General features: G+C 44.7%; 10 protein-coding genes. 9 read left to right on the top strand and 1 reads right to left on the bottom strand.

Features of this window, described 5'->3' with window-relative positions:
- Positions 1 to 20 precede the first annotated feature (20 nt).
- The gene (locus HWY38_RS06560; RefSeq protein WP_095318553.1) at positions 21 to 3,179 is read left to right on the top strand and encodes a type I restriction endonuclease subunit R; all 3,159 of its coding nucleotides are present in this window, start codon (positions 21 to 23) and stop codon (positions 3,177 to 3,179) included.
- Positions 3,180 to 3,274: 95 nt separating this feature from the next.
- On the opposite strand, the gene HWY38_RS06555 is transcribed toward HWY38_RS06560, so the two are convergent.
- Positions 3,275 to 5,764 (bottom strand): NB-ARC domain-containing protein, encoded by a 2,490-nt coding sequence (locus HWY38_RS06555; RefSeq protein ID WP_224181485.1) that lies wholly within the window; start codon positions 5,762 to 5,764, stop codon positions 3,275 to 3,277.
- Positions 5,765 to 5,964: 200 nt separating this feature from the next.
- Here HWY38_RS06555 and gutB point away from each other — a divergent pair, with 200 nt between their 5' ends.
- The 8 genes from gutB (at position 5,965) to HWY38_RS06515 (ending at position 13,759) form a co-directional block, all read left to right on the top strand.
- Positions 5,965 to 7,026: a sorbitol dehydrogenase gene (gene gutB / locus HWY38_RS06550; RefSeq protein ID WP_224181484.1), complete on the top strand. Its 1,062-nt coding sequence runs from the start codon at positions 5,965 to 5,967 to the stop codon at positions 7,024 to 7,026.
- 73 nt (positions 7,027 to 7,099) lie between these two features.
- On the top strand, positions 7,100 to 8,476 hold the full coding sequence (locus HWY38_RS06545; protein ID WP_224181501.1) for an MFS transporter: 1,377 nt from the start codon (positions 7,100 to 7,102) through the stop codon (positions 8,474 to 8,476).
- A 101-nt stretch (positions 8,477 to 8,577) separates the two neighbouring features.
- Positions 8,578 to 9,540 carry a carbohydrate kinase family protein gene (locus HWY38_RS06540; RefSeq protein WP_224181483.1) on the top strand — a complete coding sequence of 321 codons (963 nt, stop codon included), beginning with the start codon at positions 8,578 to 8,580 and terminating at the stop codon, positions 9,538 to 9,540.
- A 233-nt stretch (positions 9,541 to 9,773) separates the two neighbouring features.
- Positions 9,774 to 10,091, top strand: coding sequence for a YjdJ family protein (locus HWY38_RS06535; protein WP_038463695.1), 318 nt, complete (start codon positions 9,774 to 9,776; stop codon positions 10,089 to 10,091).
- A gap of 113 nt (positions 10,092 to 10,204) precedes the next feature.
- On the top strand, positions 10,205 to 10,891 hold the full coding sequence (locus tag HWY38_RS06530) for a PspA/IM30 family protein (RefSeq protein WP_007609806.1): 687 nt from the start codon (positions 10,205 to 10,207) through the stop codon (positions 10,889 to 10,891).
- A gap of 50 nt (positions 10,892 to 10,941) precedes the next feature.
- Positions 10,942 to 11,967, top strand: a complete 1,026-nt coding sequence (locus HWY38_RS06525) for a TFIIB-type zinc ribbon-containing protein (protein WP_003155811.1) — start codon at positions 10,942 to 10,944, stop codon at positions 11,965 to 11,967.
- A complete protein-coding gene (locus tag HWY38_RS06520) occupies positions 11,967 to 12,728 on the top strand; it encodes a TPM domain-containing protein (protein ID WP_101670701.1) in 762 nt (253 codons plus the stop codon). Before HWY38_RS06525 ends, HWY38_RS06520 begins: the two co-directional genes overlap by 1 nt.
- Before the next feature lie 26 nt (positions 12,729 to 12,754).
- Complete coding sequence (locus HWY38_RS06515) at positions 12,755 to 13,759, top strand: SPFH domain-containing protein (protein WP_029973761.1); 1,005 nt, start codon at positions 12,755 to 12,757, stop codon at positions 13,757 to 13,759.
- The last annotated feature ends 21 nt before the right edge of the window (positions 13,760 to 13,780 follow it).

Genomic DNA, 13,780 nt, shown 5'->3' with positions numbered 1-13,780 from the left:
GTATTAAGAGGGGGAGAAATATGGCAACGATCCAGCATAAAGATGAAGCAGAGGTAGAGCGCCGCCTGATTGAAGTGTTGGGCGAGGGAAATAATCAGTGGAATTATCGTCCTGATTTAAAATCAGAAGAAGACCTATGGAAGAACTTGCGTCAAAAGATTACGCAAAATAACTTAGCAGAAATTGGAGAACATCCAATGACTGATAAGGAATTTGACACAATAAAGACAGAGTTATTATCGAAAACACAGACACCCTTTGATGCTGCTAAATGGCTCAAAGGGGCAAATGGAATTGCTCGTATAACGATTGAACGTGAAGATGTTTCATTAGGTTCCATGTCATTGGTGCTGTATTCCAATCAAGATATTGGGGGCGGCATTTCTACATACGAAGTCGTTCATCAGATTGCGAAACAAAAGACAAATGTTGATGGACGTGATCGCCGGTTTGATGTGACACTTCTTATCAATGGATTGCCTATTGTTCAAATTGAATTAAAGCAGGCCAGTGCCAAAGACGGCGTATTTCAAGCCTATCATCAAATTAAGAAATACGCAGAAGAAGGAATGTTTCGAAATAATATCTTTTCTACCCTGCAGTTATTTGTCATTTCCAATGAACAAACGACTCGCTATTTCGCCAATGCGCTACCAAAAGATATGCATAAGAAATGGATCTTTAGCTGGCGAACAAAGGATAATCAAAAAGTAGAAAATCTTTATGAATTTGTTAAACGAGTCTTAAATATTCCGGATGCCCATCGATTGATTGCCGATTATACAATTGTAAGTGAGGATCAAGACAACAAAGCTATAATAGTATTAAAACCGTATCAAATTCATGCGATCCAAGCCTTGTTTACATCTGCCATGAAACATCAATCCGGCTATGTTTGGCATGCGACCGGCTCAGGAAAAACGTTGACAAGTTTTGTTTCTACGAAGTTATTAGCCCGCAAAACAGGTGTAGACCGCACGATTATGCTCATTGACCGAAAAGACTTAGATAACCAAACGACGACAGAATTTACTAAATTTGCGTCTGAGTTTAACACGGGGATTTCTTCTGGTCATGCTAAATCAAATAGTTTGATTGTCGGAACTGGGAGCGCAAAGGAGTTAAGTCAAATTCTATTGTCTGATACCAATTCGAATACAGTGATCATTACCACTCGCCAAAAACTAGAAGCTGCCTTGCGCTATGCCCAAAGGCAAGAGGAGCAAAAAGGTACTCAGCGCTTTAAGAAACTGCTAGGACAACATATTGTCTTTGTCGTGGATGAATGCCATCGTGCGTTAAGTGCAGAAGGTATGGAAGTCATTAAGGGATTCTTTCCAAATTCAACTTGGTTTGGATTTACAGGGACACCGATATTTAATGAAAATAAAAAACAGGCTAAAGGTCGATTAGCTCGTACCACTCGTGACCAATATGGAGACGTTTTGCACACGTATACCATTAAGAATGCGTTAGACGATGGTGCTGTTTTAGGGTTTCAAGTAGAGCACGAAGATACGATTGAGCTCACTTCATTAAATAATCATATTTTTGAACAACTGCGTCATCTTGAAAAATACGCCAATTGTAGTGCAGATGAAGTGAACGATATGATTGATCAAATGGATGGAATGGAAAAAGAAGCATATCTTGAACCATCTTCGTTCGAGAATGATGAACATATTCAAAAAGTCATTCATAAGATTTTTAGGCCGGATAATGCCTATATTAAATTTGATTTTCAAAACGGCCGCCCGCAAAAATCAGCTATTTTAACAACGAGTTCCATTGATATGGCGAAACGTTACTATCAGGCAATTAAAGAAATGACGACAGGTCCAGATTGGTTAACGAAAGAGTTTGCGGGACACCCGATCCGAACAGGTCGTACAATTGAGGATCCTGACTTTCCCCGTATTGCAATTACGTATTCAATGCAAGAAAACGAGGAAGATTCCAAGCAAACTCAAGATGAAATGATGGAGATTATTAAGGATTATAACGATTACTATCACACTGCTTGGTCGATAGAAGATATTGAACGATATAACGGCGATATTAACAATCGGTTAGCTCGTAAAAAAGGGGAATTTAAAGAATTTGGGAAACAAATTGACCTAGTCATTGTAGTCGATCGGTTATTGACAGGTTTCGATGCACCAACGATTCAAACGTTATTTGTCGATCGAAATTTAAGTTATGCCAATTTGATTCAAGCCTTTTCCAGAACCAATCGTACGTATCCAGGAAAGACTAAAGGGTTAATTGTAACATTCCGTAAACCTTTTACAATGGAACAAAACGTAAAGAATGCGACGAAGTTATATTCTCATGCACAAGAGGAGTCTAGTCTTGTTTATCCAACGTATGATGAATCGAAGAAACGTTTTAAGAAGGCCCACAAAGCGCTAACTACGTTAATTCCCAATCCAATCGATATTGATGAGCACACATCTCTTGAAACCCGAATTGAGTTCGTGAAAGCATTTCAAGAGCTAAACAATTCTTACGAAGCGTTAGTGACATATGATGACTACAATGATGATATGGAAAAATCAGCAGCACTTCAAGAACAGGTGGAAACACTAGAAGAATATATTGGTATCTATAACACGATGAAAGGTTCACTTATAGATGAAGAGCGTCAAGATGGCCCGGAGCCGGATTTTTCGGACATTGAATTCTACGGAGAAAACGCAGTGAAGATCTATGATATTGATTCAACGTATATTGATCGACTATTAGAAACATACTCGGCCAATAACCAGAATATCCGTGATGAGATCGAAAGCGCACTTCAAAAACTGGAGAAATCAGACATTGTTAAAGATGTATACCGTGAGATGTTAAATGCCATTGATACGAAAAACGTAGATGAAGAGGAAGATATTCTTGTCGTGAAACGAAGCTTTTTCACGAAAGCACGAGACAAAGCAATTCATGAATTTGCAAATACTTGGTTTGTGGAAGAAGATGAACTGCATTTATCTGCAGTTCAATATGTGATAGGGGCAGCTCCTATTCCGAATATCGGGGGAATCATCAATAGCAAACAATTTGATCAGTATAAAGCCGTACATTCAGATGCAAAACCATTGAAATACGGACCAGAGTTGAAGCGTCAGTGGAGAAAGACGTTAGATGAAGTCATTGTACCTTTGGATGGCGAGTTGAGATAAAGTTTATATAGGCCAACTACTGCGAATCTTGAGTTGGCCTATTCTGTTTGTTATGAAGAAACATCTTGAGATTGCTGACAGAACTACTATGCGTACTAGTCGTTTTCTTTAATCACCTTTTTCAATCGCTCCACCTCACCCCGAATCCCAATCCCAGGCTCCCACGAATCAATCAGACGAATCGCCTTCTGATTCGATTCCATTGCTTTCGTTTTCTCTCCTTTACGATACAACAGCTGTGCCATTCCGTAATAGTAATAGATCAACTCAACTTGATTGGCGTTATGTTTGTCATAGAGCATCTGTTCAAAGGTTTTTTCCGCTTTTTCGAGCTGATCACACTTTACGTAAGCCATGCCCAGGTTGAAATAGGCTTCTATCGTTTTTTCGCCGCCGTATGCGGCACTGGTTGTATTTGCCGCTTCGTATAATGTGATGGCTTCTTCGTAGTGAGAGCGGGCGAAACTCAGGTCGCCGCGAACCAGAAGAACTCTGTGGCGGATAATGGGGGAGACGGGCTGATCTTTGATGCCGTCCAGCATTGCTGCCGCTTTGTCCGGTTCTCCGATTTTTAACAGCAGCCTCGATTGCAGGGCGGTTCCCCAAACTTTCAAGTCGTCGTGATCCGGCGCGCCTGATTGTTCGAGTATCTTCAGGCCGGCTTCTATTTGCCTGAGAGCTCCGTCTGAATCGTTGACTTCCATCAGCGCCCAGCCTGCCGTGTCGATCCGAAAGTAAGCTTCCCGCGTGTGTTCGCCTGATTGACGGGCGGCATCGGCGGCTTTTAATCCGTATTCGATTCGCAGGGGCAGGTTGATTCTGCTAAGAAAATGGCTGATGCGGATGATGAGTTTGATCAGGATGTCATGTTGTCCGGTTTCGCTCGACCATTCGATGACCTTTAGGATGTTCGGCCATTCCTTTTTCATTTGCTCTAAATTCCGTCCCAGCAGATAGCTCCAATAGACAGAATTGGGCCGTTCCCGCTTTATATGGGTTTCCGCATAATCAATATAATAATGCGCCCAGCGGCTGCGGGCTCCTTTTGCAAATTCGTGATTTTCGGATAAGTGCTGTTCTCCGTAAGCGACAACGGTTTGATGGGCAGCGTATTGGATACTTCCTGCGCTTCGTTCCGGCTGTATTAAAGCATATGACCGCATTTGCTCAATCGCGTAATGAAACCGCCGGACGTCTAATCCGGCCGCTTGAGCCAAGCTTTTTTCATCAGGAGGCTTAGCGAAAAAGCAAAGCGTCTGCCATAGTTTTCGTGTGTCTTCATGACATCTGTCCCATGTGCGGCCAAAGAGAACCTCAAACAATTCCAATAATGAGTAACCCGCTTGTTTAAGCTCTTGTATGAGCTGGGGAGCGGGGATGTCGTCGTCTGACATGTATGCAATGCTCAGTGCCATGGCCTTCGGGTTGCCGGCGGCTGCCGAGACGAATTCATTCTTAAGGTTAGGTGATAGCTGCAACAGTTGCTCCAGCTTTTCCCGTTTATGCGGGAGGTTGCATGTTTGCAGACAGCGGTGCACTTCTTGATGGAAAAATTCAAGGGCATCCGTTTGTTCAAGGCCGCTCAGCTGGATGGCCGCCAGTTCCCCGAGGCCGTCCCGGTATGTCTGTTTTACGTTTTCCCGTGCCGTAAGGAGGACTTTTACGCCTTGCGGAAGGCCGATGATAAATTCGTGAATGTCACGTTCCGCTGTATCAATGCTGTCAACGATCAGCAATACCGGTTTTTCATTTGAATGAGCGGCTAATGCATTGCGGACGACGAACCGTTTTTTGTTGATTGATTTGTCGATTTGTTCGGTGCGTCCGAGCTGATAGGCGATCGTGTTTAAAAAATCGCCGAAGCTCAATCCTTTCCAGTCCGCGCTAATCCAGATGATGCTGTTGAATGCCGGCCAATCTGGTGAACCGCCGGCACAAAGGTAGGCTGCTTCAAGAGCGATCGTTGTTTTCCCCATGCCGGCCCAGCCTGTGATTAAACAGACCGGTGACGGAGACAGCATCCATTGCCGGATTGCTTCCATATCAAAGCCGCGTCCGATAAAGTTCCCGGTCCGGTGTGACGGTAAGTTATGCGTGACGGACTTTCTTGTAAGCGCATTCGTTTCGTGGCTTGGTCTGTCATGAAACAGCCGCTTTACTGCTTTTTCAACATCGTCATCACTCGGCGCTCCGAATGATCCGTCTTTCCGGAGTATTTTTGCTTTTTTTAGACAAGACGCCGTCCAAACGGGCAATGCGGGTTTGATGACGGGAATGGTGGTGGTTTCCAGAAGGCCGGTCAGCCATTCAGGATCCATGTCAGTCTTTTCTATAATGATCCAGATCATGCCGAACAGCTTTCCGTCGTCAATTCGTCCGGGAATGTAGTTTGCGCCCATCTGTCCGATCCAGCTTTTGATCGTGTTAGAGGAAACGCCTATTCGGAGTGCGATTTGATCTATATAAGACTGTCCGGATTTTACGTTCTTTGTCCTTTTAATTTTGAAATCAGGATGATGTTTCAGCGATTTGACGGCAGGTGCCAGCAGTTCTGCAAATTGTGCCCGGTTTTCAAGTTCAGCCATTAGCCTGCACCTCCTATTAGTACTATTTTATCAATTGAGTGTTTTTTGTATATGAAAAAATAAAAAGTACAGTGCGGCTGTCCTTTTATACAGCAGGAAAGGCTGTTGAACGTATGGAAAAGCAGATAAAATGGGGGCAGTAACAGAGAAAACAAAAATGTATGCACTTACATTTCAAAGCAGAGAAAGGATTTTGCCAAATGACTCACACAGTGCCTCAAAATATGAAAGCGGCGGTTATGCACAACACGAGAGAAATCAAAATCGAAACATTGCCCGTGCCTGACATCAATCATGATGAAGTGTTGATTAAGGTGATGGCTGTCGGAATTTGCGGATCTGATCTGCATTACTATACAAATGGCAGAATAGGCAATTATGTAGTGGAAAAACCATTTATCCTCGGTCATGAATGCGCGGGAGAAATTGCCGCCATCGGATCGTCTGTCGATCAATTTAAAATAGGAGACCGGGTCGCCGTCGAACCCGGTGTCACATGCGGACGCTGTGAGGCGTGTAAGGAGGGGCGTTATAACCTTTGCCCGGATGTACAGTTTTTGGCGACACCGCCGGTTGACGGCGCGTTTGTCCAATATATCAAAATGCGCCAGGACTTTGTTTTTTTAATCCCAGACTCACTTTCTTATGAAGATGCTGCTTTGATCGAGCCGTTTTCTGTCGGCATCCATGCGGCGGCCAGAACGAAGCTTCAGCCCGGTTCAACGGTTGCGATCATGGGAATGGGCCCTGTGGGTCTGATGGCCGTTGCGGCAGCGAAAGCATACGGGGCAGGCACAATTATTGTGACCGACTTGGAGCCGCTGCGGTTAGAAGCTGCGAAAAAAATGGGAGCGACTCATGTCATCAATGTCCGGGAACAGGATGCCGGTGAAGAAATCAAAACGATCACGAATGGCATAGGCGTTGATGCTGCCTGGGAAACAGCGGGGAATCCGGCGGCATTGCAATCCGCACTGGCTTCCGTGCGCCGGGGCGGAAAACTGGCGATTGTCGGTTTGCCTTCTCAGAACGAGATTCCGCTCAATGTGCCGTTTATTGCAGATAACGAGATTGATATATATGGAATCTTCCGTTATGCGAATACGTATCCGAAGGGAATTGAATTTCTCGCTTCCGGCATAGTGGACACGAAGCACCTTATAACGGACCAATATCCGCTGGAGCAGACGCAAGAGGCGATGGAACGGGCCTTTCAATACAAAAATGAATGCTTAAAAGTGATGGTGTATCCAAATCGCTGAGTGAACGGGGAGGATCTTTGCATTCTCCCTCTTGCTTATCAAAAATGAAAACGGATTCTTGGGGTGGGAAATGATGATTGAAACAGAAAAAGCAGCGGCAGTAAAGACGAAATATCGCGGCCTGTCCTGGATGGAACGGATCGGCTACGGATTCGGCGATATGTCGTACAATATTATCTTTCAGTTTGTAAACGCATACTTATTATTCTACTATACAGACGTCGGCGGCATTAAGCCTGCGGTCATTGCAGCTTTGTTTCTTATCGTAAGGGTGCTGGACGCTATTTTTGACCCGATTATGGGCGTGATTTTAGACAAGACGAATACAAGATGGGGAAAGGCAAGGCCGTATCTTTTGTGGGTGGCGTTTCCTTTTGCGCTATTTACGTTCTTATGCTTCACGACCCCTCATTTCGGCGAGACGGGGAACATGGTTTATGCGTATATCACTTATATTCTGCTTGGGATGTCCTTCAGCATGCAGACGATTCCGGTCAACAGCTTAACGGGGCGGATGACGAATTCCGTGGAGGAACGGACGGTTCTGACGACGACTCGGATGATTTTGGTTTATATCGGAATTCTGTTATCGATTTCCTGTGCGACACCGCTTGCAGATCTGATCGGCGGGAAAGATCAGGCGTTTGGATTCCAGATGACGGCGCTTATCTATGCGGCGGTGAGCATCGCATTGAATCTGTTCAGTTTCTTTACTGTGCGGGAGCGGATTCAGCCTGAAAAAAGAAAAAAACAAGGAATGAAAAAAACGTTGTCTGTTTTATTCCGAAACAAGCCTTTGCTCATTTTGGTTTCTGCATTTTTGGCGTTTGCGATTGGGTTTAACATTAAGCTCAGTACGATGGTGTACTATTTTACGTATAACGTCAGCCATAAGGAATTTGTGTTTTTAGGAACCGTGTTGTTTTTCGGCGCAGCGCTGATCAGCAATCTGTTTATTCCTTTCTTTTCTGAGAAGCGGGGCCGGAATCAGGTTATGATCATCACGGCGGCGTTATCGCTGATTTCTTATGCGGGCCTTCAGTTTACATCGTATTCTTCGCTGCCTCTTATTTTCTTTTGGCTTTTCGTTTCGGGATTTTTTACGACGCCTTTAAATACGCTTGCTTGGGGAATGGTTGCCGATTGTGTCGATTATGCGGAATGGAAAACCGGAGTCCGGGCTGATGGCGTGGTGATTTCGAGCATGAGTTTCATCAATAAGCTCGGAGTTGCGTTAGCCGGGTCATTTTCGGCCGTTTATCTCGGAATCGCCGGATATGCCGCGAATACCGATCAGACGGTCTCGTCATTGAATGCGATTAAAAATATGAATGCGCTCATCCCGGGATTGTTCATTCTGCTGTCTATTATTCTTATTTCTTTTTATCCTTTAACTGAAAAAAAATATCAGCAGATGATGTCTGATCTGGAGCAAAGGGCTGCCAGATAAGTATACGTAAAATTTAAAATATTCTATGTAAACGGTTGTATTTATGACAGAAAACACTATACTGAAACTATAATCGAGAATTGATAAAAGAGTGTGATAATGTGGGATGCCAATCTGTTATTTGTATTGGAGAATTGTTAATTGATTTCTTTTGTACCGATGTGGATGTTGATTTGACGGAAGGGCGTAATTTCTTAAAAAGTGCCGGCGGCGCACCGGCGAATGTGTCGGCAGCGATTGCTAAGCTGGGCGGAGACGCGGCTTTCAGCGGAAAAACAGGCAAAGATCCGTTCGGGTATTTTCTGAAGCAGACATTGGACGCCGTACACGTCGATACCTCTATGCTCGTCATGGATGAGAAAGCGCCTACAACGCTTGCGTTTGTTTCATTAAAACAAAACGGGGAGCGCGACTTTGTGTTTAACAGAGGAGCGGACGCTTTGTTTACACTGGATGATATTGATCAGGAAAAGGTAAACGATGCCAAAATCCTTCATTTCGGATCAGCGACGGCATTGTTATCTGATCCGTTTTGCTCAGCCTATTTACGGCTGATGTCGATTGCGAAAGACAATGGACAGTTTATTTCCTTCGATCCTAACTACCGTGAGGATTTATGGAAAGGAAGAGTTTCAGAGTTTATAAATACCGCAAAAAAAGCCATTGCCATAAGTGATTTTGTGAAAGTCAGTGACGAGGAGCTTGAGATCATCAGCGGTGCGAAGGATCATAAAGAAGGTGTTGCGGTTCTTCATGAGCTCGGGGCCGGTATTGTGGCGGTGACACTCGGGAAAAGCGGGACCCTTCTTTCAAATGGGAAGGATATTGACATCATTCCGAGCATTCCGGTGACATCAATAGACTCAACGGGAGCGGGAGATGCGTTTGTCGGCGCGGCGCTGTATCAGCTGGCACGCACCGATGAGATTCAGACAGCAGCCGAAGATTTTGCGAAGCTGCGTGATATTGTCTCATTTGCCAATAAGGTGGGGGCGCTCGTGTGCACCAAAATCGGTGCGATCGATGCTTTGCCGAGTTTAAAAGAGGTTGAAGTATCACTGTAAAATATCGAGGATGCTTCTTGAAAGTCATCGGACTTCGGGAAGCATCCTCTTTTATTTAGGTCTGAAACCCTTTTCGATATACGGTATACTTTAGAAAGGCATCCAGTAAATTGAACCGCTGTGAAGTACATACAATAACTTTTTTATCAGTTCTGAGTAAAACCAAGTTTCTGCTGCTGCCGTCATGTATAGTATGACGGCCTATGATATTGAACCGCGGAGGAATGTTTTTCATGAAACATGTTTTTCTTATTGTGCAATGCGCGTTTTCTGTTTTTTGTTTTCTTTGTCTCGCCGCTGTCAATTGGTATCAGGGGAGTGAGCTTGTTTCTGATTCGTTTGATTGGAATTATACGGCTAAATTCTCAAAGCTTTTGAATGGGACGGATACGATTACAAGTCCGGAACAGATTTCGCAGCTGGATTTCTTTGTGTATGCGGCGAAGCATTACCCGTTAGTGAGCGGGTTGATGATCGGGCTTTTTATTTATTTTTTGTTCTCACTGTATCTGGTCATAAAGAATTTCCGCCGGCACAAATGGGCTGAATGAGACTATTTTCATATAAAATATATAAATTCATGAGAAAATGAAACTTTTTTTGAAAAAAACAGTATATATAACTATGAACTTGTTACTATTTAATTTTAGGAGGAAAATGAAAAATGAGTATTTTAGGAAGATTTAAAGACATCATGTCAAGCAATATCAATGCGCTGCTGGATAAAGCTGAAAACCCTGAAAAAATGGTTGATCAATATTTGCGGAATCTGAACAATGATTTAGGAAAAGTGAAAGCGGAGACGGCTTCTGTCATGGCTGAAGAACAGCGGGCGAAAAGAGCGTTAACAGAATGCCAGGCTGATGCCGAAAAGATGGAAAGTTATGCGATGAAAGCGTTGCAGGCCGGCAATGAAGCCGATGCGCGGACGTTTTTGGAAAGGAAAGCGGCTGTTGAATCAAGACTGACTGAGCTGCAGACGGCTTATCAGCTCGCTTCTTCCAACGCGTCTCAAATGCGCAAAATGCATGACAAGCTTGTCGCTGATATCGGAGAGCTTGAGTCGCGCCGAAATGCCATCAAAGCGAAGTGGTCTGTGGCAAAGACGCAGGAGAGAATGAACAAATTGGGGTCCTCTGTGTCAAATGCGGGCCAATCGATGACAGCTTTCGGCAGAATGGAAGACAAGGTCAACCAAGCGCTTGATCATGCCAATGCGATGGCTGAGCTGAACGCGTCTCCGAAAGACGATATTGACGATCTGACGGCTAAATATGACAGCAATCAAAGCAGTGTCGATGATGAATTGGCGGCGCTCAAGCAGAAAATGCTTTTCAGTAAAGATCAATAGACAGCGGGCTGCAGTTTTGTCCGATATAAAGAGAAAGTGAGAGAAACAGAATGATCATTTCTTATAAATGCCCGAACTGCGGCGATGATATGGTCTTTGACAGTTCATCCGGCATGCTGACATGTCACAGCTGCGGGCGGCAGGATCAGATTGAGAGCCTGCCAAAAGAGTATATAACGACGAGATTTTCTGAAAATGAGGCGAACGAGTACCGGTGTGAGAATTGCGGCGCAGTATTAATGACTGAGGCGGAAACGACGGCCACGACGTGCGGGTTTTGCGGAGGAGCCGCCGTTCTCGCCGACCGATTATCGGGAAATCTCGCGCCTTCGATGGTGATTCCTTTTACGATCAGTAAAGAAGAAGCCATGAGCGCTTTTAAAAAGTGGTGCCGAAACGGCCGTCTGACACCGAAAGGATTTATGTCTGCCGATCGGGTGAAGAGCATAACGGGCATGTACGTGCCGTTTTGGATGTTTGACTTAAACAGCAAGGTTCAGGTCAATGCCGTTTGTACGAGAGTGCATCACTATGATGATGGAGAATACCGGGTGACGGAGACCGAGTATTACAACGCGTACCGCGATATCAATCTTGATTATCTCAAAATTCCGGTCGACGCTTCAGAAAAAATGAATGATGAATTAATGGACAAATTGGAGCCTTACTCATACAGTGAGCTGAAGGAGTTTAATACGGCCTATTTAGCGGGATATATAGCGGAAAAGTACAATTATACCGATGACGATCTCTTTCCGCGGGCGAAGGATAAAATCAGCCATTATATTGATTCTTATATCAGATCCACCTTCTCCGGATATACGACGGCTGACATTACGGATGAGCAGATTCAGACCGATAAAATCAGCAGCTTTTACGTACTGCTTCCGGTCTGGATGGTCAGCTACGACTATGAGCGGGCTGAACACATTTTTGCGATGAACGGGCAGACGGGCAAGGTTGTCGGCAAACCGCCGATCAGTGCCGGAAAAGTGGCCGCGTGGTTCGGCGGCATAACCGCCGGTGCGTTTTTAGCATTAAGACTCGTCTCACTTATGATAGGAGGCGGTTTTTGATGAAAGTATCGATGAAAAAAGCGTGTCTCTTCTGCTTCGTCCTTTTTCTGATGCTGTCTTTTGGTTTACATACATCGGCGTCTGCCGCGGAACAGAAGCAATATGTTTATGACAATGCTCATTTATTAACGAAGGATGAAACGAAGAAACTTGAGGAATTGGCCGGGAAGCTCGGGGCAAAGCGCCATACCGATTTTATCATTCTTACCGCAAATGGAACGGGCGGTAAGGATATCGAGCAGTACGCCGGTGATTTTTATGACAGTCATTTTAGCGGAAGCACGGCGATTTTGACCATTGATATGAAAAATCGGGAAGTATTTATCTCCGGATATAAAAAGGCGGAGACGTATTTGAATAACAGCCGGCTGAATACGATCAGAAATACGATCTCGTCAGATATTTCCGCAGGCCATTATGAAAAGGCGTTTCAGACCTACATCAAGTTGGCTTATAAAGATATGGGGAAAAGCCCGGACGACAAGTCTGACAATCTGCTGCTCACATGGTGGTTTCAGCTCATTATTGCCGCAGCCGCGGCCGGAATCGCCGTCACTGTGATGGTGTACAATTCCGGCGGCAAGGTCACCGTCACCGGCAGCACGTATATGGATCACGATACGTCTGAAGTGCTGAGCCAGCACGACACATATATCCGAACCGACGTTACAAGAGAAAAAAAGCCTGATAAAGATAATGACAATGACGGCGGAGTCACGAGGGGCGGCACGAGTTACAGCGGAAGCAAGGGAAGTTTTTAAATTATATGTAAAGGATTTGAGCATACATGGGTTTTTTCAGAAATCAGTTAGCAAATGTGGTGGAATGGGAAGAATTCAGAGACGACATGGTTTTCTATAAATGGAACAACCGTGAAATTAAAAAAGGCAGCCGTCTGATCATCCGGCCGGGACAGGATGCCATCTTTTTATACAACGGGAAAATTGAAGGGATTTTCCGTGATGACGGCGATTATGATATCGAATCAGAAATCATTCCGTTTCTATCTACACTAAAAGGGTTTAAGTTTGGCTTTAACAGCGGCATGCGGGCTGAAGTGCTGTTTGTGAATACGAAGGAGTTCACCGTGAAGTGGGGCACAAAAAACGCTATCAACATTCCGGCGGCAGGTATGCCGGGCGGTATGCCGATCCGCGCAAACGGCACATTTAACTTCAAGGTCATTGACTACATCGGATTGATTGATAAGATTGCGGGTGTCAAAGACAGCTATTTAGTGGAGGACATTAAAATCCGGATTACGTCTATTCTCGATCAGCTTTTGATGAAATGGATCACCAGAGAAGGAAAAGACATGTTCAATCTGCAGTCGAATTCCTTTGAAATCGGAAAAGGGATTCAAGAAGATCTTGATATGCAGCTGATCGGAGACGGCATGTCGATTACGGGCTTCAATATTATGAGCTTTAACTATCCGCAGGAAGTTCAGGATATGATTACGAAAAACGCTTCTTACGGCATGGTGGGCGATGTGAACCGCTATCAGCAGATTTCCATGACGGACGGAATGTCATCCGGCAAAATGAACGGAAGCGGCGCCGCCTCAGACATGGCGGGCATGATGATGGGAATGAATGTGGCAAATCAAATGATGAACCAAATGAACCAAAATCAGCAGAACCAGCCGCAGCAAGATCAAAGTCAGCAGAATCAGGGGACGGCACCGGCAAACGGCTCGGAAGGAGCGGCTAAGCCGAAATTCTGTCCGAACTGCGGAACGAAAACGGAAGGCGCGAATTTTTGTCCGAATTGCGGACAGAAGCTTGCCTGACGATATACGAAAAAGAGGCCT

The organism is Bacillus sp. KS1 (genome assembly GCF_020075515.1).
Classification (GTDB): Bacteria; Bacillota; Bacilli; order Bacillales; family Bacillaceae; genus Bacillus; species Bacillus velezensis.
Note: the sequence above shows the minus strand (reverse complement) of the source record. Positions and strands in the feature narration are given on the sequence as shown.

Bases quoted from the DNA above. Each gene is read 5' to 3' on its own strand.
- HWY38_RS06560 (WP_095318553.1), top strand. From the start codon at position 21: ATGGCAACGATCCAGCATAAAGATGAAGCAGAGGTAGAGCGCCGCCTG.
- HWY38_RS06555 (WP_224181485.1), bottom strand. From the start codon at position 5,764: ATGGCTGAACTTGAAAACCGGGCACAATTTGCAGAACTGCTGGCACCT.
- gutB (WP_224181484.1), top strand. From the start codon at position 5,965: ATGACTCACACAGTGCCTCAAAATATGAAAGCGGCGGTTATGCACAAC.
- HWY38_RS06545 (WP_224181501.1), top strand. From the start codon at position 7,100: ATGATTGAAACAGAAAAAGCAGCGGCAGTAAAGACGAAATATCGCGGC.
- HWY38_RS06535 (WP_038463695.1), top strand. From the start codon at position 9,774: ATGAAACATGTTTTTCTTATTGTGCAATGCGCGTTTTCTGTTTTTTGT.
- HWY38_RS06530 (WP_007609806.1), top strand. From the start codon at position 10,205: ATGAGTATTTTAGGAAGATTTAAAGACATCATGTCAAGCAATATCAAT.
- HWY38_RS06525 (WP_003155811.1), top strand. From the start codon at position 10,942: ATGATCATTTCTTATAAATGCCCGAACTGCGGCGATGATATGGTCTTT.
- HWY38_RS06520 (WP_101670701.1), top strand. From the start codon at position 11,967: ATGAAAGTATCGATGAAAAAAGCGTGTCTCTTCTGCTTCGTCCTTTTT.
- HWY38_RS06515 (WP_029973761.1), top strand. From the start codon at position 12,755: ATGGGTTTTTTCAGAAATCAGTTAGCAAATGTGGTGGAATGGGAAGAA.